Source organism: Labrys methylaminiphilus subsp. lupini (genome assembly GCF_051161885.1).
In the GTDB taxonomy this organism is placed as follows: Bacteria; Pseudomonadota; Alphaproteobacteria; order Rhizobiales; family Labraceae; genus Labrys.
Map to the genome: position 1 here is coordinate 2,480,119 of NZ_JBMDIH010000001.1, position 22,132 is coordinate 2,502,250.

Below are 22,132 nucleotides of genomic sequence, written 5' to 3' on the forward strand. Positions count from 1 at the left end.
TGCAATCTGGACACGACCCATCGAGTGAATCGTTGTCATGACATTGCTTTACTCCTCTAGGTTGCACAATAGCGATTGCACCCAACAACCTGGGGTCGTGACATTTTGGCAAAGCTGTGTAGCAAAAAGGACACACGCAGCATTTTCGCCACAATTTGGGCGGGTCTCGGCGAAAATTCGGGATTTTCCGGCGATATTCGCATTCGAATGACACAATTGCGCTTCACCAGGCGGGGCCTGCGTCTTGCTATCGGCTGGTGTCGCTTTCGGAAGTTCGAAGGAACTGCAACCGCTCTGTGCCCTATAGATCGGCGATTCCAATCTAATTCCGCCTTGAGAGCATCAATCTAGAATCACCATCATCGAGTCACCGCCCCCCTCGCGGTAACGCGTCTCCATTGACTTTCGCTTGGAAGAACGGCTGGCGATGCGCCATCATTGAACGGGCAGGCGCCGGACTACATACAAAATGCGCAAGTCCACGGCCGCGGGAATGAAGAATCGGACTGCGCGCGAATGCCAGGTGCGATCGCAAAGCGGTACTCGGAGATGTTGCGAAGCCGGCGGCAAAGGCCTCGGGCAACACCTTCTTCCGACACGGATGGGCGATAACCCTCAATCCCGTCTCTGTATCCCCCGCAGCTCATCCGAGGGTGCGATACCCCTCGCTATCGCTTTTTCTCGTGCCATGACGGGCGGCAGGCATTTTTGGCGGTCACAGGGCATAGAACTGACCAATGCCGTAATCACAAGACAATGGCGTGTCTCGCTCATAAAAAAGGCCCGGCTTTCGCCGGGCCTTCCCTAGAATATTCGAACTGAGTGATCAGAACTGGCGCGTGATGCGCATGCCGGCCAGCCAGTTGTCGTACTTGGTACGATCGCGCCCGTCGATCGAAGTGAAGGTCCGATCGAGCTTACCGTGCGTCCAGCCAACCTCACCGGCCACCTTCAGCCCCTTGACGACCGTATAGGTCAGGTTACCGCTGATGCTGTACTCCTTGATACCGACATCGCTGCCATTGGCATTGAACCGGTCGAACGAGGTGTCGATATAGCTGCCGACCAAAACAGCTTGCAATTGCGGCGTGATATGTCCGCCCAATTCACCGGTGATCGACCAACCCTTGCCGGTATCGAGCCGGCCAGCAGCAGTTACGAAGCGGTCAGACTGCGTGACAAAAGTGTTATAGGCGCCAAGGTAATCCAGAGCACCATCCGCATACTGACCTTCGACCACGAACCAGCCGTCGATCGCGGGGATCTTGATCAAGCCGGTTGCGCCGACAGCGTAACCATACTTGTTGCTACGACGAACGTTCACGGCATTGCCGTCAGCATCCACATAGTTCTCGCCCGTGCGAGACTGATGACCTGCCGCCTGCACAGCGAGCGAGCCCCAGGACTGATCCCAGCGAACCTGACCGACGACATCAGGAACCTGCTGCCCACCATCTCTCACGAACGGAGCGATAACATCTACGTTATCGAGAACGCGATGGTCACGGCCGTCTTCGATCGACAGCGTCGCGCTGAAGCCGCCGCCGAACTGGGCGGTATAGGCAAGCAGGTTGACCGTCTTGCTCTGGCCGTAATAGTTACCCTCGAGGGTATCGCCATATTCGTTATCGTAGAAGCCGAAGAACGAATGGGCGTAACCAGCCGTCAGGCCGCCGAACTGAATGAAGGCCTTGTCGATGGCAAAGGCATTCTTCGAGCCATCACCGCCGCCACGACCCTTCAGTTTGTTGGAGTCGGCATTGATCTGGAAGTAGGAACGCAACAGACCCCAATCGGTCTCGGTGCGGGCATCGAACCAAATACGAGCCTGGGTGTCGAAAGCCGAACGGTTGTCGTTGCGGTTATAGCCCGTGCCGCCGAAAGCGTAGTACTTCGCACGGATTTCACCACCGATCTTCAGGCAGGTGTCGGTGCCGGGGATATAGAAGAAGCCCGGACCGAAGGCCGAGCAGACCTTCACATATTCAACGGCTTCGCCCTTGGTCATGGGCAGATCGGCGGCCTGGGCAGCGCCGATGGCGGCGATACCGGCGGCGGCGCCGAGAAGAACTGACTTCATCGTCATGAGATGACCTCCAAGACATTTTTACTCGGTCGGTAGACTTGACCTCTCCGACCGGCTCGCGAGACCCCGGCCCCAACCTCTGGCGGCGGCCCGGAGACGACCCATTGCGTGAATCGTTGGATGTGACAGTGCGGCAGGGAGGGGCTTTTCACAATCTCAAATTGCCACAATTGAGCGTATTCACATCGCTTTGCGTAATACATGTCACCCAAAAGACACAGGAGCGCCACATGTACAGAGTCTATATAGAGGAATTTCAATTCCTGGTTGCATTTAATTTCCAAAACCAACCGCAAATTTCGGAAATCCGCCGAACAGATTTTATATTGAAAACATCAATAACTACACGTATAAGTTTGGTTGCTAAAAATACGAAAATTATTACTTAAGGTTGATAAAAATATATATTACAACTTTTAAGAGCGTCGATCATCAAGCCAAACAAAAGGCGTGCTCGATCTCGCCAGATAGGATGGCATGATGAAGCCTGGGATGGCGTGTTTCGGCTTAGATATTCGACGCCGAAATGCAATGATCGTCGCCGCAGTCGTTTGAAGAGCTTGGTGGCGCAAACGCAGCCCTAAATGCGACCGGTAAAGCCACCGCCAGCCTGAGGCCATCGCAGAGGGCAATCTGCACGCGCCTTCCGAACGACAATCTTGTATTCGACAATCTTTTATTCGAAGGGGCATTACTGCTGCGCCGCCCTGCCTATCAGCGCGATGGTTTCAGGGCTTGAACGCTATAGTGCCAACGCCATGTGCCGGATGGGGAGAAGGCATGCCACCAGCCTCGGCGTGTTTTTAGGCTCAAGCCTCGCCTTGGCTCAAGGCCCGTCGCCGCAGATCCAGAGTTTCAGCGAGATTGCCGCGATAGGAATGGTGGCCGTTGTGGCGGATCGTCGCCGTGGTATCGACCCACAACTCGCCGCCACATTCACGCCATCGGTCGCAAAACGCATAATCCTCGCCAACCGCCTCGCCATTCACCACCGGGATGTTGAACAGCGGAAACAAGCGAAACGGGACGTTATGGTAGAAGTAGCCTTCGTCCCTATAGTGTGCGGCCATGGTCTCGAGCATGTCGCGGCGGCAGAGCATGGCCCCCGCCCCCACTCTGACGGCGCGCGCAAACCCGTTGCGCATGTCGAGCCGCCCCTGTCCCGTCAATGCCGTCGGGTCCTCGAAGACCACGTTCCAGCGCGATGTGACGGCATGAAAATCATCGAGATCGCGAGCGAAAACCTTGCTGGTCTTCTCATTGTCATAGCCCTTCGAGACATAGGGCGCCGCTGTGAAGGGCTTGTCGTGGAGTTGGCTGAACTGCAGCAAGCGCCCGATCGTCTTTGGCGACACCTCCATATCGGAATCCAGGCACAGGAGATAATCGCCCCGTTTTTCCAGGAAATAGCTGACGACCGCGTTCCGTGCATGCTCTAGGTGGGGAATGCCGGATTGACCGAGAAAGTCGACTTCGATCTTTCGCTCTTTCAAATCCAGCGCAATGCCGAGAAAGGAGCGCACAGCATCGATATCGACAAAACGGTTTCCGCATACGCAAGCGATAAGGACACTGGCTCTTTTCATCTCAACACCGAATAAGTAATTATTTCAATAGGGCTCAAATATTTCATTTTACAATTACCAACCAACCCAGAGTTGCATAAGCAATTAGATCGATATTAATCGTAAAAAGATCAGAATCGTAGATCTACTTGGGATAATAACTGACGAAATCCACCACGTGCAACATAGGCGTAGCCACGCGACTAGCGTCTCACTTAAAATTGAAATGATGTGAACACTCAAATCTCCCGGTGAACTATCATCGTACCTATCGTATCGACTTCAATAGTCTTTGGGCGCTGGAGCCTCGCCAGGCTCGTTGCATCCGTTTGATAGATCTTCAGATCAGAGCGGCAGCTGCGTTCACCCGCCCTTCGTTGATCGATATGTAGTCATCGAGCTTGCCCGGCTGATCGGCCACCAACCCATCCTGGGCATAGCCCCAGAATAGGTCACGCATGGCTGCAGCAAGCCGCGTGGTAGCAAAGTCTTCTCCTTCGCTGTGCGTGGGTGCATGGCCGAGCCAGTCGGCCAAGCCGATCTCAATGGCCTCATCCCTCAGGCCGGCATTGTTGACGAGGCTGGCGAGATCGACGAGAGGTTGGCCATACCCCGCATATTCCCAATCGAGCAGCCAAAGGCGCTCGCCATCATCGATGATGTTGTCGCCATGAACATCATTGTGGGCAAAGCCGGATGGCAACAGCTCCAACCGCGCACGCAGGCGTTCGATAAGCGGCCGGTAGCGATCAATGGCTTGCTGCCAGCGATTGGGCTCCGTTGCGAGACGTTTGGCATAACCGGTGAGGAGCGCAATCGGGCTCCGGTCTCGCCGCGTCCCATCATAGCGAGCGGGCATCTCCCGACGGACCCGGCCCAGCAAAGCCAGGCTCCGGCGAAGCTTAGCAGCACCGGCAAGATCGGCCGAACGAAGCGTTTTTCCATCAATGTATCGCAGGATCATCAATCCGGGCTCGGCCCAAACGAGTTCCGGGCCGAGCCCGCATTCGGACGCCGCCCGCGTCGCCGCCTGTTCGGCCGCGCGATCGATGTCATGCGCAGCATTGTCATCGGCGATGCGGGCAACGAAACGGCCCGTCTTCGCTGTAATCAGTAGGTTGCGATTGGTCAGACCGCCGGTCATGGCCTCGATGGCGACAGGACCGCCCCACAAGGGCAAGGCTGCAAGACGATCCTGATAGTGGTGCATAGCTGGCATCGTGCAATCGAACGTGGCGTTCCGAGCGATGACCGACACGCCACGTTTTCGGCTCCGGCATCGTGTTGCTTTTGCCAAAACTGGCACCCGCTTTTGCACGACACCCTAGAGCAGTAGGCTCTAAAGAGCACCCTCCAGTGTCTTGCGATAGAGTTTCAGCGCACCGGCCTTGGTGAGCGTGACGGGATTGCCGCCGGCGGTCGGATCCTTCGGGGCCATCTTCGACATCAGGTCGAATTTCTGGTCGTCGACCTTGAGGCCCGCGAGCGTATGCGGCACGCCGAGTTCCTCGCGCAACGCCAGCGTCCAGTCGAGAAATGCCGAATAGCGTGGCTTCAATCCGATATAGGCCGCCAGCCGCTCGATCTTCTCCTTCACCGCTTTTTTGTTGAAGGCGATGACATAGGGCATGAACACCGCATTGGTCAGGCCGTGATGGGTGTCGTAGAGCGCCCCGACCGGATGGGAGAGCGCATGGATGGCGCCAAGGCCCTTCTGGAAGGCGGTGGCGCCGATGGCCGCGGCCGACATCATGTGGGCCCGGGCTTCGAGATCCGTGCCGTCCTTGTAGGCGCGCGGCAGGAATTCCTTGACCAGGCGCACGCCCTCGACCGCCATGCCTTCAGCCATCGGATGGTAGAAGGGCGAGCAATAGGCTTCCAGGCAGTGTGCCAGCGCATCGAGCCCGGTGCCGGCGGTGATGTGCTTGGGCATGCCGACGGTGAGTTCGGGATCGCAGATCACCACCTTGGGCATCATCAGGGGATGGAAGATCACCTTCTTGGTGTGGGTCTTTTCCTGGGTGATCACCCCTGCCCGGCCGACTTCCGAGCCGGTGCCGGCCGTGGTCGGCACGGCTACGATCGGCACGATGCCGTTGGGATCGGCCCGGGTCCACCAGTCGCCGATGTCCTCGAAGTCCCACATCGGCCGCTTCTGGCCCGCCATGAAGGCGATGACCTTGCCGGCGTCGAGCCCGGAGCCACCACCGAAGGCGACGACGCCGTCATGTCCGCCCTTACGCAGGACTTCCAGGCCTGCATAGACGTTGGACTCGATCGGGTTGGGCTTCACGTCCGAAAAGATGGCGGCATGCAGCCCGGCCGCCTTAAGGCTTTCCAGCGCATCCTTGGTCATTTTCTGGGTGGCGAGGAAAGGATCCGTCACCAGCAGCGGCGCGGTGATGCCGGCGCTCTTGCAGGCTTCTGCCAGTTCCGAGATGCGGCCGGCGCCGAAGCGGATGGCGGTGGGGTAGCTCCAATTGGCGCGGGGAGAGGTCGTGGTCATGGTTGGGTTCCGAAAATGGGGGCGGGTCTTCAGACCCGCTATGGGCGTTGTGAAGGCGGATCTGAAGACCCGCCCCCCAATTCACAGGCTGCGCAGGTGATAGCTCTTGGGTTGGGTCAGCGAGTCGTAACCAAGCCGTGACAAGCCCGTACCGCGGCCGGTATCCTTCACGCCGGTCCAGGTCAGGCCGGGATCGAGATAGTCGCAGCGGTTCATGAAGATGGTGCCCGTCTCGATCTCCCCGCCGATGCGCTCGGCTGCATCGAGATCCTGGGTCCAGATCGCGGCCGTGAGGCCATAGGGCGAGTCGTTCATCAGAGCGATCGCCTCTTCGTCCGACTTCACCTTCATGATGCCGACGACTGGGCCGAAGCTTTCTTCCATCATCACGGACATGGAATGGTCGACATTGGTGAGGATCTGCGGGGCGAGATAGGCCGTGCCGGCCACGTCAGCCGCAAATTTCGACGTATCGATGTGAGCCTTGGCTCCCTTGGCGAGGGCTTCGGCCGTCTGCTTGCGCACCCAGTCGGCAAAGCGGACATTGGCCATCGGGCCGAGCGTCGTCGTCTCCTCGAGCGGGTTGCCGAGCACATATTGGCTGGTGAGATTGGTAAAGCCGTCGACGAAGCGATCGTAATGGCTCTCGTGCACATAGATGCGCTCGATGCCGCAGCAGCACTGGCCCGAATTGAAGAACGCGCCGTCCACCAGGTTTTCGATAGCATGCTCGACATTGGCGTCGGCCCGCACATAGGCTGGGTCCTTGCCGCCGAGTTCGAGTGCAAGCGTCATGAAAGTGCCGGCAGCCGCCTTCTCGATGGCCCGCCCGCCCGCGACCGAGCCGGTGAAATTGGTGTGGTCGACCAGTCCCTTGGCCAGGATGTCGCTGGTCTGCTCGTGGGTGAGCACCAGATTCTGGAACACGCCCTTGGGCAGGCCGGCGGCATCCATCGCCTTCTGGAAGCGCTCGCCGACCAGGATGGTCTGCGCCGCATGCTTGAGGATCACGGCGTTGCCGGCGATCAGGGCTGGGGCAACCGTGTTGACCGCTGTCATGAACGGGTAGTTCCAGGGCGCCACCACGAAGACCACGCCGAGCGGCTCGCGCTTGATCATGCGCTTGAAGCCGGGACGGTCGTCGTCCGGAATGGTCGGAGCCAGACTGTCCTTAGCAATGCGCGCCATATAGCGCACGCGCTCCTCGAAACCGCGGAATTCGCCGCCATAGCGCACCGGCCGGCCCATCTGCTGGGCAAGTTCCGGCACCACTTCCTGGTTCATCGCCAGCATGGCGTCGAGGAACTTCAGGACATAGGCGCTACGCTCCTCGATGGAGAGCCGGCGCCATTCCTTCTGGGCCTTGCGGGCCGCGGCCAGGGCCGCGTCGATCTCGGCAGCACTGGCGGCCCGGCGACGTACCAGCTCCTTGCCGTCGATGGGAGAGATACAGACGATATCGGACATGATTGAGAACCTCGGACGGCTTGGCGCACCGTCATTGCGAGCGCAGCGAAGCAAGCCGGCTTCGCCCCGCATGAAGAACCGAGTTGCTTCGCCGAGCCAATCCTGCCGATTGGTAGGGCTCGCGACGACGAAACATCCCTGTAATACGCAGAAATGATCACGGGTCGACCCGGGCCATTCCCTTTGTGATCACATCTAGATGATTTCGAAATAGCGTTCCAGCTGCCAATCCGAAATCGTGCGGCGGAATTCACGCTCCTCCCACTCGCGCGTCGCGGCGTAGTGTTCGACGAAGGCATCGCCGAACAGCGAACGCGCCGCCTTGGAGGCCTTCAGGCGCTGAGCCGCGTCCCAAAGCGAGCGTGGCAAATGGCGCGCCTTGGGGAATTTCTTATCGTAGGCCGAGCCCTCGACCGGCGCATCGGGCTCGATGCGGTTTTCGATGCCCCACAGGCCCGAGCCGATCGCCGCGGCCAGGGCGATGTAAGGATTGATGTCGGCGGCAGCCACGCGATACTCGACCCGCTGGGATTTTTCCGAGCCGGGAATGACGCGCAAGGCGCAGGTGCGGTTCTCTACGCCCCAGCTCGCATCCGTCGGTGCCCAGAAGCCCGGGATCAGGCGGGTATAGGAATTCACCGTGCAGGCAATCATCGCCAGCAATTCGGGCATCAGCGCCTGCTGGCCGCCGACGAACCAACGCATCTCGTCCGACATAGCATGTGGCTTGGAGGGGTCGTGGAAGATCCCCTTGCCGGTCTTGAGATCCGAGAGTGAGGCATGCAGATGCCCGGACTGGCCCGGCCAGTCATGCGACCACTTGGCCATGAAGGTGGCCATCCAGCCGCGCTTCTGCGCGAGGATCTTGGTGTAGGTCTTGAACAGCGCGGCCTTGTCGGCCATGGCCAGGGCTTCGTCGACCTTGAGTGCCGCTTCGAGCACGCCAGGGCCGGTTTCGGTGTGCAGGCCTTCGATCTCCATGTCCATATCGCGGCACATCTGCAGGAGATCCTGGTAGAAATCGGCATGCACGCCGGCCCGCAGCATGGAGTAGCCAAAAAAGCCCGGCGTAATGTTCTTCAGATTGCGAAAACGCTTCTCGCGCACGCTATGAGGCGTTTCGTCGAAGACGAAGAACTCAAACTCCGCCGCAGCGGAGACCTTGTAACCCATGTCGGCGGCGCGCTTGAGCACCCGACGCAGCGTGCCGCGCGGACAATAGGCCTCCGCCTCGCCGGCGAACTCGCCGATGAAGAGCGGCATGCCGTCTTCGAGCGGGATGACGCGCATGGTTTCAGGCAGGAACCGGGCCTCGGCGTCGCGATAGCCATTGTGCCAGCCGGCGAAACTGGTGTTGTCGTAGAGCTGATCGTTCGAATCCCAGCCCAACACCACATTGCAGAAGCCGAAGCCCTTTTCGAGGGTACTCTCGAATTTCTCGCGAGCCATGTATTTGCCGCGGAAGACGCCGTCTATGTCGAAGACACCGACTTTCACATCGGAAAATCCGTGCTCACGCACATAGGCGATCGCCTCGGCTGCATTGGTTGGTCTCGCTGGGTTCGCCATGATCCGCTAGTTCCGTCTCTCTAGGTCTGTTCTTGGTGGATGGTTCAATGCCCTGGAATGGCCGGCCCCGGCGACACCGGGGCCGGCCGTCGTCACGATCAGGAGCTCTGACCGACGGCCTTTTCGGCTTCTGCGATCTCGCTGGCCCGCTTGGCGATGTCACCACCGATTGGCGGTCCCTTGAACCGGCGCGCCTCGATGCCGAACCACAACACCAGCAGCAGCACCAGCAAGCCGATGGCATAGTTGATCAAGATGTCAAAGGGCGGCTGGATGCCGGCATACATCAGGACGAGCACGCCGAGCACGGCGATCACGCCGAGAGGCTTGGACCAGATACCGAGGCGGAAGGGGCCGAACTCGGTCCAGGTCTTGCCCTCCGCCAGCAATCCGGCTGCGATCGGCATCGCATAGGAGACATAGAGGAACAGCGCGCAGCCCGCCGCCAGGGCCGCGAAGGCGGGCGAATAGAGCGTGGCGGCAATCGAGAGCACCGCTCCGAGCCAGATCGCTGCCACAGGCGTGCGCCAGGTCGGGCTCACGCCCTTCCAGATGCCGGAAGCCGGCAGGCCGCCGTCACGGGCAAAGGCATAGATCATGCGCGAGGTCGAAGTCAGACCGGCCAGGGCGCAGATGAAATTGGCCAGCACGATGCCGATGGCCAGCACATCCTTGAGCAAGCCCGGCGCGGGCAGGTTGTTGAACAAATTGAACCAGCCTGCGCCCCCGTCCTTGGCGGTCTGGGCCAGGTCGGGGCTGGCCAGTACGAAGGATACTGCCATGGCAAAGCCGAATACCAGCGACCAGAACACCGAATGGATCATGCCGCGCGGCACCGCGACGCGGGCATTCTGAGTTTCCTCGGAGGTGTGCGCAGAGGCATCGAACCCGGTGATGGTGTAGAGTGGATAGAGCAGGCCGACCAGGAAAGCGATAAAGGCGGGCCGTGCTTCAGGCACATAGTTGCCACCCGGATCACCCGTGTTGTTCACGAAAGTGGTGAGACGCGAGAAGTCCCAGCCGGCTCCCCAACCCAGGAAGGTCAGGGTCAGCACCACGGCAATCACCAGAATGAGATAGCCCGAAAAGTCAGTCAGCAGCGTAGTGAGCTTGATGCCGAAATGGTTGATCAAGGCCTGGGCCAGCGTGATCAGGCAGACAGCAACGACCTGTGCGGCATAGGCGGAATTGTTGATCGCCGTTGCCTGTTCGGCCGTCATGCCTGATGGCAACGGGTCCGTGGTTACGGCGGTCCACGCAGTTACGTCGACATGGAAGACGCCCGACAGCACCAGATCCCTGAAGAGCAGCCAGACGCCGACATTGACCGAGGCGACGACGAAGATCAGGCCGAGCAGGTTGATCCACGCCGTTGCCCAGCCCCAGCCGCGCCCACCGAGGATCGAGGACCAGTGATAGAGACCGCCCGCCGTCGGGTAAGCCGAACCGATCTGCCCGAGACAGGCGGCGACCACGAGGGCGAATACGCCGCCGATGACCCAGCCGATCGTCGCTTCGAAGCCAGAACCGGTCCCCATCGCCAGCGGAAACGAGGTGATGCCGCCTGCGAGGATGCAGATGATGGAAAAGGAGATCGCAAAATTCGAAAAACCGCCCATGCGGCGCGCCAATTCCTGCGCGTAGCCCATGGAATGGAGGACTTTGACGTCCTCGTCAGTCGATCCGCTCATAGAAAGTCCCCCGACTTATGGTCCAGGATCGGTCGACATTGGACCGATAGACATTGGACCGATGGATGTTACCTTTCACGCAGCTATCGTTTTCGGCCGGTCGTTCCGGCTCTCTCATTTTGGCGAATCGCCTTCCGGCAGGCCGATCCGCTTCAGGATGGTAGCAAGTTTCATGCCCCATTCTTCCTGCTGATTCGGCGCTGCCAGAAGATCGTTGCGGATTTCGATCATCACGCTGGGAAGGCCTTGGCTTTGGCCATGGCGATCGAGCGTGTGATAGACGCGGTCTCCCGGGCTGTAGGGCTCATTGACCCCGACCACCAGACTCGGATCTTCGCGCAGGGCGGCGACCATCGGCGCGGACAGGCTCTCGTCGCGGTCGAAGAGAATGCCGACATGCCAGGGGCGCCGGGTGCCGTTATAGACCGGGGTGAAGCTGTGAATGCCGATGACAGCCACCGGTCCGGCCAGTCGCTTGGCCGACACAACGTCGGCAACCTCGGCGTGGAAAGGCTCGTAGACCTCGCGAACCCGCCGTGCCCGCTCCGCGTCGCTGACATCCGTATTGCCAGGAATGACAGTGCCCTCGCTCCTGAGCGTGATGGCATCGAATACCGCAGGGTCGCGGTTGCAATCGATCACGAGGCGACTGACGGCACAGGACACCAGCGGCGCATCGAGTTCGCGCGCCATCACACGCGCCACGCCAAGGGCACCCGGATCCCAGGCGATATGGCGCTGCAGGTCGGCATCGGACAGGCCGAGCTGGCCATATCGCGCAGGAACGAAGTTGGATGCGTGCTCACAAACGAGGACGTGAGCTCCCCTGCCCCGACCATTATCCAGGATAGCGGTTTCGGGCTGGGTTTCCCCATCCGAGGTTCCTCTAGCGGCTCTCTCGGTGAGCGATTCTAACATTCATTACGTCCGAGCTTATTTTTGTATTGAGTGTTATTTTGAGTACAGCCGTAGCCGACTTGTCAATTGTGAAAATTGTGTCCACCTTCCACTCTCGCTTTTCCAGAGGGAGTCGCCTGATGACCAAACGCCCGGACACGGCGACCACGGCAAGCGATGAGACCTTGGCGACGACCATCCGCAGCAGGCTCGGTTCGCTGACCCCTACCGAGCGGCGCGCCGCCCATGTTCTTTTGTCGAACTACCCGTTCGCGGGCCTTGAGACCGTTGCGCAATTTGCCTCTCGAGCCGGTATTTCGGCGCCCTCGATCCTGCGCTTCATCGCCCGGCTCGGCTTCGGGGCCTATGCCGATTTCCAACGTCATCTGAAGGACGAACTTGAGGCGCAGTTGCAGTCGCCGCTGATGAAGCAGGCACCGGAACAAGCGAATACAACGCCGTTCTCCGCCTTCGCTGCCGCCGTGGTCGCCAACATTACACACAGCTTCGAGGCCATGGCGCCGACCGAGTTCGACGCGATTCTCGCTATCATCGTCGACACCAAGCGTCGGCTGCATATCGTCGGGGGGCGCCTCACGGAAGCCGTGGCGCTCTATACCGTGCGCCATCTCAGGGTCATCCGTCCCGACGTCACGCTGGTCGAGGGACAGGCGGCAACCTGGCGTGACCAGGTCATCGATTTCGGAAAGCGCGACGTCCTGATCGTCTTCGACATCAGGCGCTACCAGGACGATGTGATCCTCCTAGCGCAGGAAGCCTCCGAGCGCGGCGCCACCATCGTGCTGTTCACCGACCAGTGGCTGTCGCCGATCGCCCGCTTTGCGCGCCATGTCATTTCCGCACGCACGGGCGTGCCGTCGAACTGGGATTCGAACGCGGCGATCCTGGCCATCATAGAAGCCCTGATGGCGGCGGCCACCAAGACGCTATGGGACCTTTCCAAGGCCCGCATGGAGGCCCTGGAGGTCCTGCGCAAGAACGCACCGCGATAAGCGTCTTGGCGGGGCCACGCTTATCCCTTGACGGCTCCGGCGGTCAGGGAGCGGCCGATATAGCGATAGGCCAGCAGGCTCATGAGCAATGGCGGCAGCACGGAAAGGATCATCACCGCCGCCGCCGTGCCCCATTGTACCCCACCTCCGCTTGCCGCGAAGAAGAACGAGGCTCCGACGGTGATCGGCACGGCGCTCTGTGTCGTCAGCATCAAGCCGAACAGGAACTCGTTCCAGGCATAGATGAAAGCGAGGATTGCAGAGGAAGCCATCGCCGGCGCTGTCAGGGGCAGCACCACCCGCCACAGCACATAGAACGTGCTGGCGCCATCGACCAGAGCCGCCTCCTCGATCTCGAGCGGCAGGTCCCTGATGGCATTGGCGATCAGCACCAGCACCAAGGGCAGGTTGACGAGGCAGAGGATCAAGGCGAGCCCGAAACGGGTATCGAGCAGTGCAAGACGCTGATAGATCAGATAGATCGGGATGGAGAAGATAATCAGCGGAATGGCACGTAGATTGGTCACCCCGGGCAGCAGCCAGCGCTGCCCGACGCCATGGCGCACGATGGCGTAGGCTGCCGGAAAACTGAGCACGATCGCGAACAAGGAGCCCAGCGAGGCGGCAATCAAGCTGTTGACGAGATAATGCGTGATGTCGAAGCGATCGGAGATCTCCAGCACCTTGGCGAAATTCTCCAGCGTCGGCGCCTCGATCAGCAGAGACGGGTTCTCAGCGATTTCCGCTTCGCTCTTGAACGCGGCGATCAGGGTGGCGATCAGCGGAAAATTCAGGGCGAAGGCCGCGACGAGAAAGACGATCCAGCGCAGGATGGTGAGAAGCCGTGTCATGCGCGCCGCTCCGCCAGCGTCATCAGCCCAGCCACCACGACATAGGACATCACGAGCAGGATCAACGATGCAGCGACGGCAACCCCGATGTTGCTGCCACGGAAGAAGGCTTCGTAGATATAGATGCTGATGGTGGTCGTGCTGCCGCCGGAACCGCTGCCGGTGAGCACATAGACATTGTCGAAGACCCGGAAACTGTCGATGAAGCGGAAGAAGAAGGTGATGGCGATGGCCGGCGCCATATAGGGCAGGTCGATCCAGCGCAGCCGGCGGAAATAGCCGGCACCGTCAATGGCCGCCGCCTCCCTGATTTCGAGGGGGATCGACTGGTAGGCCGAATAGAGGATCAGCAGGGCAAAGGGCGTCCACTGCAGGACCTCGATGGTGACGAGCGTGGCGAAAGCATTGTCCGGGCTGAGGAAAGCCGGGCTGTCCCCGGTGAAAAGCAGGAAATAATAGGGGATCACGCCGACGAACTCCTGCAGCACCAGGCGATACATCAGGCCGACCAAGGCCGGGGCCAGCATCATCGGCAGCATCAGAGCCGCCATCAGCCAGGGCCGCTTAGCCAGGAGCGGGCTGAGAAAGATGGCAAGGAACAGGCCGAGCAGGATTTGCGCAATCGAGGCGGCAACGGCGAACTTCAGCGAGAAGCCCATGGCCCTCCAGAACGCGCCATCCTGGAGCACAGTGACGAAATTACCTAAGCCCTGCAGGCTCGGGCTGCGCAAGGTTTCGAAGGTCACTTTCGAGAGCGAGTAGACGATGTCGATGCAAAGCGGCAGCGCCATCAAAAAGATCAGGAATCCGGTGATCGGGGCGATGAGCAGATAGGGTGTCTTGCTCTTGGCGGGCGCCATCAGGCTGTCTCCGGGCAGGAGCCGCTCGATAGGGCGGCCGTAACGGCAGGCGGCATGCAAGAGCCCTCCGCCTGTTGCGGCCGCCTTGCCCCACCCGCGCAGAGTCCTCATGCGGAACGATGACCAAAGCCACCGCTCCGCTACAGGAAGACCGATTATTTCTTCAACAATTCCTGCATCTTGGCAGCGGTATCCTTCAGCGCCGCGTCAAGATCGGTCTGTCCCGCCCAATAGCCGGTGAAGTCCTTGGCCTGGGTCTCGTAGACCTGCAGCGCGCCGGCCGAGGTGCCGCCTGTCATCACGAAGCCGTACTGGCCGGCAAAGTCGCCGATCTTGGCGAGGTCCGGCCGCTTCGGCAGGGACGCGGTGAGACTGGCGTCGAGCGCCGGCGAACCGCCCGCATCGGCGTAGATCTTCATCGCCTCCGCGCCTGCGAGCCAGTTCAGGAATTTGACGGCCCCCTCCTTATGGGGCGAGGCCTTGTTGAGGCCGAAGCCGAGGCCGTGAATATGGGTGGTACGTCCCTCCGGCCCCTTGGGTGGAGCCAGCGTGTCGATCTTCCCCGCCACGACGGCGTTCTTGGCCGGGTTGTCGAGATCGGCCGCGGCGGCATTCCATTGCAGCATCGTGGCGACCTGCCCGGCACCGAAGGCGGCATTGGCCTCGGCATATTCGTAGGACAGTGAATCCTTGGGGCTGGCCCCGGCATCGTAAAGCTTCTTGTAGAGCTCCAGGCTGGTGCGGTAGGCGGGCGAATCCACCGTGATCTTGCCCGCCGCATCCTGCCAGTCGGCGCCGTAGGAACGCGCCATGGTCTGGAACACCATCATGTTGAACAACAGGTTCTTCATCTGCAGCACGGTGCCGTACCGCGTCGGGCTGGCGTGATTGATGCTCTTGGTGAAGAACAGGGCCGTCGCCGCATAATCGTCCCAGGTCCACGCCTCCGGTTTCACCGGCTGCAGCGGCTTACCGAGATATTTCTGGGCGATCTCGCCATAGGTCTTCTTCCAGCCGTCATCGGCCAGGAGCTTGGCCATCAGGTCCTTGCGCACATACATGAAATGCAAGGACAGATCCGTCGGCACACCATATTGCTTGCCGTCGAACTGCATGGTCTTCAGCACCTTCTCGCCGAAGACCTTAGCGCTGTCGGCCGGCAGATCCACCGGCTGCATGAAAGGCGCATATTTGCCCAGTGAATAGGTAGCGATCAGATTGAGATCGAATTCGGTCGAACCCGCCGCGAGATCGGCCTGCAGCTTGTCCCAGAACCCTTCGCGGTTGAAGAAGATCAGCTTGACCTTGTCGGCATCGGCCAGGCCCGAGCGCTCGTTATAGGCTTTGGCCGTCGCGCGCAGGGCTGTCTCTTCCGGCCCACCCGGCCAGCCGAGAACGGTGACCTCGGCCAAGGCGCTGGTACTGCCCGCCAGCGCCAGAGCCAGACCGGCCAGCAACGCCCTGCATCTGTTCCTTCGGCCTCGCTTCATCTCAAACATGATCCACCTCCGGTGCGCTTTCTGGTTATGGGTCGACGAGATCGGCCACGCCGATCAGTCCCGCTTCGGCGCCGAGCGCGGCAGCGCGGAATTCGGGACGGTATTGGGGAGGAAGCGCGGCGGCGTGGCTTCGCAGCCGATCGAGGAAGCTTTCGGCCAAACCGAGGCCTCCGCCAATGACGAAGCAATCCGGATCGATCAGCATCTGCAAGGAGCGTGCGGCACGAACCAGCGGGAGCACGGCACCGCCGATCAGGGCTTCGGCGCCAGCATCCCCGGCCCTGGCCGCCGCCAGCAGGGCCGGCGGGTCGGGCCACCGCCCGCTGCCGGCCGCCAATCGCGCCAAGGCAGAACCGGCTGCGATATCCTCCAATCGCTGCTCGCCCGCCGTGAGATCGGTAAGGATCTGGCCGACATGCCCAGCCAGGCCATTGCGGCCGGTCAGCAGGCGCCCGCCCAGGACCAGGCCCCCACCCACGCCCGTCGAGACCGTCATGAAGACCATGTCGGTCCCCTGCCCCGCGCCGAAGCGATATTCGCCCCAGGCGGCGGCCTGGGCATCATTGACGGCGGTGATGGGCACGCCGAGGCGCTCGGTGAGAGCTTCCACGAGAGGATAACCATCCGGCACCGGCAGGATGGCTGGATTCAGCGCCGACCAGCGACCTCCTGCTATCCGGCCGGTGACGGCGATGCCGGCCGCGGCATAGCGCCCGCGCCAATCGGATATGCTCGCGACGACGGCATCCAGCCAGGCTTGCGGGCCGCCCTCGCGCGCGGTGTCGACACGGCGCTGCTCCAGTACCCTTTCACCATCGACCAAGGCCGAAAGCGTCTTGGTGCCGCCTATATCGATCGCAAGGACAGGCCGCGGCTGCATGAGCATTCCTAGGAGGATGGGGCGGAGGACGACTTCACCGCCTCGACGAACCAACTCGTTATGTGCTCGGGCCGGGTGATGGCGGATCCGACCACCACGGCATCGGCGCCGGCCTGACGTGCGGCCTGCACCTGTGCGAGCGTGCGATAGCGCCCCTCGGCGAAGACTGGCCGCCCGAGAGCGGCGACCCGGCGTACGAGGTCGACATCCGGATCCTCCGGCACCGGCCCGCCAACATAGCCGGACAGGGTGGTGCCGATCACGGATGCACCTACCTCGGCGGCTGCAACGGCATCCGCGAGCCCGGCGCAATCGGCCATAGATTGGCGTCCGGCGGCATGAATGGCCCCGATCAAGGCAGGCACAGAAACCGGACGGGGCCGCTGTGTGGCATCGAAGGCGATGATGTCGGCACCGGCTTCCGCCAGATCGGCGACGTCCTGCAGCAGGGGCGTGATGAAAACGGGTGTGTTTGCTTCGGCCCGCTTGACCAGGCCGATGACCGGCAGCGATGTTGCCGCACGCACGGCCCTGACATTGGCCAGGCCCTCGATACGCAAGGCAGCAGCCCCCCCTGCCACGGCGGCCAGTGCGAAGCCGACGACGATCTCGGTCCGGTCCATGGCGCCACCGATTACCGGCTGGCATGACACGATCAATCCGTCGAGCGCTCGTTCAACTGCAGATGCCACCCCATGCTCCTCGCTTGCTGATGAGGAAGCCTGACACCGATAGGACCAGAATGCAACCTGTTTAATACCAGTTGAAAAATCACTTGGGATTCAGCCGCGGCGGGCCAGTTCGACCATGAAATCATAGGCATCCCCGCGGTAGCGGCTGCGGGTCAGTTCGACCACGCGTCCGTTTTCCAACGAGCAGCGGCGCTCCATTTCAAGGATGGGCGCACCCGTTTCGATCTCGAGCAGGCGCGCCTCATGGGCGGTCGCCACATCGGCCCTCACTCGCTGGAGGGCCCGCACCGGCTGACAGCCACGCTGATCGAGCGTCACATAGAGCGAACCTTCGATCAGGTCGGGGCTCGGCAGGAACTCGGCCGGCAGCACCGAATACTCGATCGCCATCGGCACGCGATCCGCCAGCCGGAGCCGATGCAGGCGGCAAACCCCAGCACCCGGCGACAGGCCCAGCGCCATGGCTTCGGCCGTGTCGGCCATGCCGACCTCGCGACGTAGCCAGGTGGTGCCGGGCACACGGCCCCGCGCCTCCATGTCCTCGGAAAAGCCGGTGAACACCGTCATCGGCTTTTCCAGGCGCAGCGCCACGCTGGTTCGCGCGCCGTGGCGCTGGACCAGCAACCGTTCCTCGACCAGCCCCTTGATGGCATTGCGCACGGTCACGCGCGACAGATCAAGGCGTTGGGCCAGTTCACGTTCGCCCGGGATCATGGCGCCCGCCGGAACGATGCCCTCCGAAATGGCGCTCCGCAGGGCATCCTGCAGGCGCCGATAGAGAGCCGTCGGGCTTTCGGTTTCCAAGCGTCCCTTGCGCTGCAGATAATCGATCAGCAGCCCGACTTCAGCGCTCTCCGCCGGTTCTGAGCGATCGGCGGTCTGGTCGGGCGAGAAAGATGAAGGCATGCATACACCGATATTTTCAGGCGAGGACACACCGCGATGCCGCGGAGCGGCCGTCAATTATTCGGCTTTGTCTAACACGCAATCTCGATTGACGCATCGGCGACAAGAAAAGGCCGGCCAGCGTTGCTGACCGGCCTGTAAAACTCTGAAACCGCATCGAAGAACAGATTTCGTGCTGAAAGAGCGAAAGAGGCGATGAAGAAGCGTTCAGTCATGAACGCACTTTGCTCTAGTAGGCCAGCGCCGGCGCCAGTCTCGGCGCTGCCTGTACGGCTGCCCGGCGCAAACCCCAGCGCAGCAGGGCGCCCGCCGCCGCGAAGCTCGCCGGATCGTCGGCCACGCCGCCACCGGCAGTAGCGGCATCCTCGAGCAGGGTCAGTCCCACAATGACCACGGCCCCGACGATGGCCACCGTTGCCTTGCCCCAATGGATACCTGACGAGGGCTCCGGGGAAGGCGCGGGCCTGCGATTGGAGAGCACGGGCTCGGGACGCCAAACCCGTGTTGCATCCGGGACGGGACGATAGCTGGGTACGAGAACCGGCTCAGGCAGGGGCGGACGCAGGTGCTGATCCGGCTTCAGCTCGATCTCGACTTTGAACTCGCTGGCGACATAGACGTAGTCGCGGATTCGCCCGGTCATGCGTGGATAGGTCAGCGTGGCCTTGAGCACCGGCTCTCCCGTGCTCGATATGCCGGCGGAAAACTGGGCACCCGGCGAATGGGCATTCGCGCGCAAGGTGAGCTGGCATTCATAGGTGACGCTGTTGGACTTGCGGTCCCAGCTCAATTTGCCGCCGGACACCAGTTCGCCGAGCACGGTCGAGGTCTGCCGGCGCGCCTGCGACTCCAGTCCGCGGTTGCTGTAGACGAGTAGCGGCACCTTGTCGGTCGGCTGCAGGAAGATCGCCCCCTTCAGCTTGACCCTGGCCGAAAAACCATTGCCCTTGATCTCGATGATCGACAGGTCGTCAAGCTGATAGCCGAAACCGAAATTGTTCGCGAGCGTCCTGGCCGCAGGATTGCTGCCGGCATCGGGCTGCACATGCGTATGAGAGGGGGTCGAGCTGCCCCTCGGGGCGGGTACGGAGGCAGGCGAGTTGGGCGCAGGCGGATTGGCTGACTGGGCGGTCGCTGTCGCCGCCGGAGTGCCTGCCGGGACGCCGCGCAGCACCACGCGACGGTGCTGCCTCGGCAAGTAGATCACCGCTCCTGCCCTGATGAGGTCGGGATTGACGATGCCGTGTCCCGTCTTCGCGACGATAGCCGGCTCATTGTTGTAGGCATAGATCTCCGGCCAGCGCACCGGATTGCCATAGTAACGGCCGGCGATTCCCCACAAGGTATCGCCTTGCTTGATCACGTAACGCCCTGCCTGCACGATGCGTTCTCCCGGAAAAAATGGATTTCAGCCAATGAATGGAATGCCGGTACCTGAGGCTAGGCTCGCTTCTTGACAGGAATATTATGGTTCCGGCCGAAAAAACTCGTACTGGGTCATCGAGGCGCCGCACAAACCGCCGTCAATCCAGCCTGATCTGCACACTGGCCGTATGTCCCCTGGCGTCGATCACCGAGAGGCGGGCGAAGCCCTTGCCCGGCTTGTCCCAGATGGCCTCGCGACGCTGTTCGCCGATCACGATCGGCAGGCCATCGGCGAGCCAGGTGAAAGGTGGAGCACCGCCCATGGCCTTGAGAGAGAGTGTGGCGTCCGGTTCGTCGGCCGAGACCTCGACCCTCGCGCCATCGGGCGGAAAGGAGATCACCAGCGGTGCATCGCCTGAACCGGCGGCCGCGACTTCAGGCAAAGCGCCCGGGCGGAACCGTTGCAGGGCGGGCGGCAGCTCAGAGGTTCGCGCGAAGACCACGCCGGGCGGCGGGGACTTCAGCGGCACGCGCCGCTCGCCGATGCGTTGGAAGGCATCGAACAGGATGGGAGCAGCGGCCTTGCGCCCGACCAGGTCCGAAACCGGCGCGCCATCAGGCCGCCCCACCCAGACTGCGACGGTGTTGGCGCCGTCGAACCCGACGGCCCAGGCATCGCGATAGCCATAGGAGGTGCCCGTCTTGTAGGCGATCTTGCCGCCCACGGCGTTCTCCGGCGGCGGCGCCCCGATGAGGACATTGCCGACCTGCCAGGCCGCGGCCTTCTCGAACAGGCGATGGGGCTGCACACCGAGCGCCCGATCCTGCGCCCGCCAGATCAACGGGAGCGCCTCGCCATCCCGCGCCAGAGCCAGATAGAGGGTGGCAAGATCGGTGAGCTTCACGCCGGCGCCGCCAAGACCGACTGCCAGGCCCGGCACGGCGTCGGGCGGCAAGGATGGCTCGGCACCGGCACTCTTCATGCGGGCAATCAGCCGGTTCGGCCCGACGGAATTGAGCAGCATCACCGCCGGCACGTTGAGGGATTGCTGCAAGGCGCGGCGCATCGTGACGGTGCCCTGGAAGGCATCGTCGAAATTCTCGGGCTTGTAGACCCCGAAGCGCACGGGACGATCGTCCACCAGCGTCTCGGGATGGGCAAGGCCGTCCTCGAAGGCGAGGCCGTAGATGAAGGGCTTGAGGGTGGACCCCGGCGATCGCAGCGATTCGGCGAGATCCATCTGGCCGGCCCGCGCCTTGTCGAAATAGCCGACCCCGCCAACATGCGCCCTCACCTCGCCGGTCGCGTTGTCGACGGCGACGATGGCAATCGAAACCCCGCCGCCCAGAGCCGTCGCCCGCTCACGCGCCAGATTTTCGAGCTGCTCCTGCAGGAAGCGCGCAATCGTGGTTGTTAGCACCGGATTGGGATCGCGCTTGCCGGCCTGGACCTGACGCATAAGGTCCTGGCGCACAAGCCGTTCGGCGACATGAGCCGCCAGGATCGGGAAGGGCTTGCGCCCCTGCGGCGCCGCTTCCAGCGTGGCCGCCTCGGCCTGGTCGGGATGGAGCGCGCCTTTGCCGGCAAGAAGCCGCAATACCCGATTTCGGGCGGCCTTGGCCGCGGCAGGAACTCGGTCCGGCCGACGCGATTCAGGAGCCTGCGGCAAGGCCACAAGCATGGCCGCCTCCGCCGTCGAAAGGCGCTTGGGTTCCTTGCCGAAATAGGCCAGCGAAGCGGCCCGCGTTCCTTCCAGATTGCCGCCATAGGGCGCCAGCGCCAGATAGAGGCCGAGGATCTGCTCCTTGCTCAGCCGGTTCTCGATCTGGACGGCACGGATCATCTCGGCCGCCTTGTCGGCAAAGGTGCGATCCGGCCGCGGCTCGAGCAGGCGGGCAACCTGCATGGTCAGGGTCGAGCCGCCAGAGACGATGCGCCCGCGGCTCAGCATCTGCCAGGCCGCCCGGATCATAGCCACCGGATCGATGCCGTGATGGGAATAGAAGCGCTTGTCCTCATAGGCGACCAGCATCGACAGGAAGCGCCTGTCGACCTCCTCCGGCTTTGCCGGCAGTCGCCAATAGCCGTCCGCGGTGGTGAAGGGGCGCAGCAACCTGCCGTCACGATCCACCACCAGCGGAGAATAGGTCACGCTTTCGCCCAGCGGCACCGGGCCGAGGCGTCGCACTGCCTCCGAAAGCGCAAAGCCGCCGGCGTTCACGGCGATAACAGCCGTGAACAAGAGCGCGCATAGGATATGGACGCGCCGATTGGTCATCTCAGT

17 protein-coding genes and 1 pseudogene are annotated in these 22,132 nt (G+C 61.9%); 2 read left to right on the forward strand and 16 right to left on the reverse strand.

The window, feature by feature from the left end; genetic code table 11:
- Window positions 1-826 precede the first annotated feature (826 nt).
- Window positions 827-2,086 (reverse strand): porin, encoded by a 1,260-nt coding sequence (locus ACN6KF_RS11750; RefSeq protein ID WP_434957000.1) that lies wholly within the window; start codon window positions 2,084-2,086, stop codon window positions 827-829.
- Between the two features lie 809 nt (window positions 2,087-2,895).
- Window positions 2,896-3,447 (reverse strand): glycosyltransferase family 2 protein, encoded by a 552-nt coding sequence (locus tag ACN6KF_RS11755; protein ID WP_434957001.1) that lies wholly within the window; start codon window positions 3,445-3,447, stop codon window positions 2,896-2,898.
- A gap of 93 nt (window positions 3,448-3,540) precedes the next feature.
- On the opposite strand from ACN6KF_RS11755, the gene ACN6KF_RS11760 reads away from it, so the two are divergent.
- On the forward strand, window positions 3,541-3,687 hold the full coding sequence (locus ACN6KF_RS11760; protein WP_434957002.1) for a hypothetical protein: 147 nt from the start codon (window positions 3,541-3,543) through the stop codon (window positions 3,685-3,687).
- A gap of 304 nt (window positions 3,688-3,991) precedes the next feature.
- On the opposite strand, the gene ACN6KF_RS11765 is transcribed toward ACN6KF_RS11760, so the two are convergent.
- The 6 genes from ACN6KF_RS11765 to ACN6KF_RS11790 form a co-directional block, all read right to left on the reverse strand.
- Entirely contained in the window at window positions 3,992-4,969 is a 978-nt protein-coding gene (locus ACN6KF_RS11765; protein ID WP_434957003.1) for a phosphotransferase, read from the reverse strand.
- A 21-nt stretch (window positions 4,970-4,990) separates the two neighbouring features.
- Entirely contained in the window at window positions 4,991-6,157 is a 1,167-nt protein-coding gene (locus ACN6KF_RS11770; protein ID WP_434957004.1) for an iron-containing alcohol dehydrogenase, read from the reverse strand.
- Between the two features lie 81 nt (window positions 6,158-6,238).
- Window positions 6,239-7,624: an aldehyde dehydrogenase family protein gene (locus ACN6KF_RS11775; RefSeq protein WP_434957005.1), complete on the reverse strand. Its 1,386-nt coding sequence runs from the start codon at window positions 7,622-7,624 to the stop codon at window positions 6,239-6,241.
- 195 nt (window positions 7,625-7,819) lie between these two features.
- Window positions 7,820-9,193, reverse strand: a complete 1,374-nt coding sequence (locus ACN6KF_RS11780; protein WP_434957006.1) for a glutamine synthetase family protein — start codon at window positions 9,191-9,193, stop codon at window positions 7,820-7,822.
- A 98-nt stretch (window positions 9,194-9,291) separates the two neighbouring features.
- Window positions 9,292-10,884: an amino acid permease gene (locus ACN6KF_RS11785; RefSeq protein WP_434957007.1), complete on the reverse strand. Its 1,593-nt coding sequence runs from the start codon at window positions 10,882-10,884 to the stop codon at window positions 9,292-9,294.
- A 114-nt stretch (window positions 10,885-10,998) separates the two neighbouring features.
- Window positions 10,999-11,802, reverse strand: coding sequence for an N-formylglutamate amidohydrolase (locus ACN6KF_RS11790; RefSeq protein WP_434957008.1), 804 nt, complete (start codon window positions 11,800-11,802; stop codon window positions 10,999-11,001).
- 119 nt (window positions 11,803-11,921) lie between these two features.
- Here ACN6KF_RS11790 and ACN6KF_RS11795 point away from each other — a divergent pair, with 119 nt between their 5' ends.
- Window positions 11,922-12,794 carry a MurR/RpiR family transcriptional regulator gene (locus ACN6KF_RS11795; RefSeq protein ID WP_434957009.1) on the forward strand — a complete coding sequence of 291 codons (873 nt, stop codon included), beginning with the start codon at window positions 11,922-11,924 and terminating at the stop codon, window positions 12,792-12,794.
- Window positions 12,795-12,814: 20 nt separating this feature from the next.
- On the opposite strand, the gene ACN6KF_RS11800 is transcribed toward ACN6KF_RS11795, so the two are convergent.
- The 8 genes and pseudogenes from ACN6KF_RS11800 to pbpC all read right to left on the reverse strand — a co-directional run bounded on the left by ACN6KF_RS11800 (window position 12,815) and on the right by pbpC (window position 22,126).
- On the reverse strand, window positions 12,815-13,645 hold the full coding sequence (locus ACN6KF_RS11800) for a carbohydrate ABC transporter permease (protein WP_434957010.1): 831 nt from the start codon (window positions 13,643-13,645) through the stop codon (window positions 12,815-12,817).
- Complete coding sequence (locus tag ACN6KF_RS11805; RefSeq protein WP_434957011.1) at window positions 13,642-14,565, reverse strand: carbohydrate ABC transporter permease; 924 nt, start codon at window positions 14,563-14,565, stop codon at window positions 13,642-13,644. Before ACN6KF_RS11805 ends, ACN6KF_RS11800 begins: the two co-directional genes overlap by 4 nt.
- Window positions 14,566-14,660: 95 nt before the next feature.
- A complete protein-coding gene (locus ACN6KF_RS11810; RefSeq protein WP_434957012.1) occupies window positions 14,661-16,004 on the reverse strand; it encodes an extracellular solute-binding protein in 1,344 nt (447 codons plus the stop codon).
- A 25-nt stretch (window positions 16,005-16,029) separates the two neighbouring features.
- A pseudogene (locus ACN6KF_RS11815) lies at window positions 16,030-17,507 on the reverse strand (putative N-acetylmannosamine-6-phosphate 2-epimerase).
- A 159-nt stretch (window positions 17,508-17,666) separates the two neighbouring features.
- Window positions 17,667-18,482: a GntR family transcriptional regulator gene (locus ACN6KF_RS11820; RefSeq protein WP_434957013.1), complete on the reverse strand. Its 816-nt coding sequence runs from the start codon at window positions 18,480-18,482 to the stop codon at window positions 17,667-17,669.
- A 71-nt stretch (window positions 18,483-18,553) separates the two neighbouring features.
- Complete coding sequence (locus tag ACN6KF_RS11825; protein WP_434957014.1) at window positions 18,554-18,697, reverse strand: hypothetical protein; 144 nt, start codon at window positions 18,695-18,697, stop codon at window positions 18,554-18,556.
- Between the two features lie 14 nt (window positions 18,698-18,711).
- Window positions 18,712-19,863: a LysM peptidoglycan-binding domain-containing protein gene (locus ACN6KF_RS11830; RefSeq protein ID WP_434957015.1), complete on the reverse strand. Its 1,152-nt coding sequence runs from the start codon at window positions 19,861-19,863 to the stop codon at window positions 18,712-18,714.
- Window positions 19,864-20,005: 142 nt separating this feature from the next.
- Entirely contained in the window at window positions 20,006-22,126 is a 2,121-nt protein-coding gene (gene pbpC / locus ACN6KF_RS11835; protein ID WP_434957016.1) for a penicillin-binding protein 1C, read from the reverse strand.
- Window positions 22,127-22,132 lie beyond the last annotated feature (6 nt).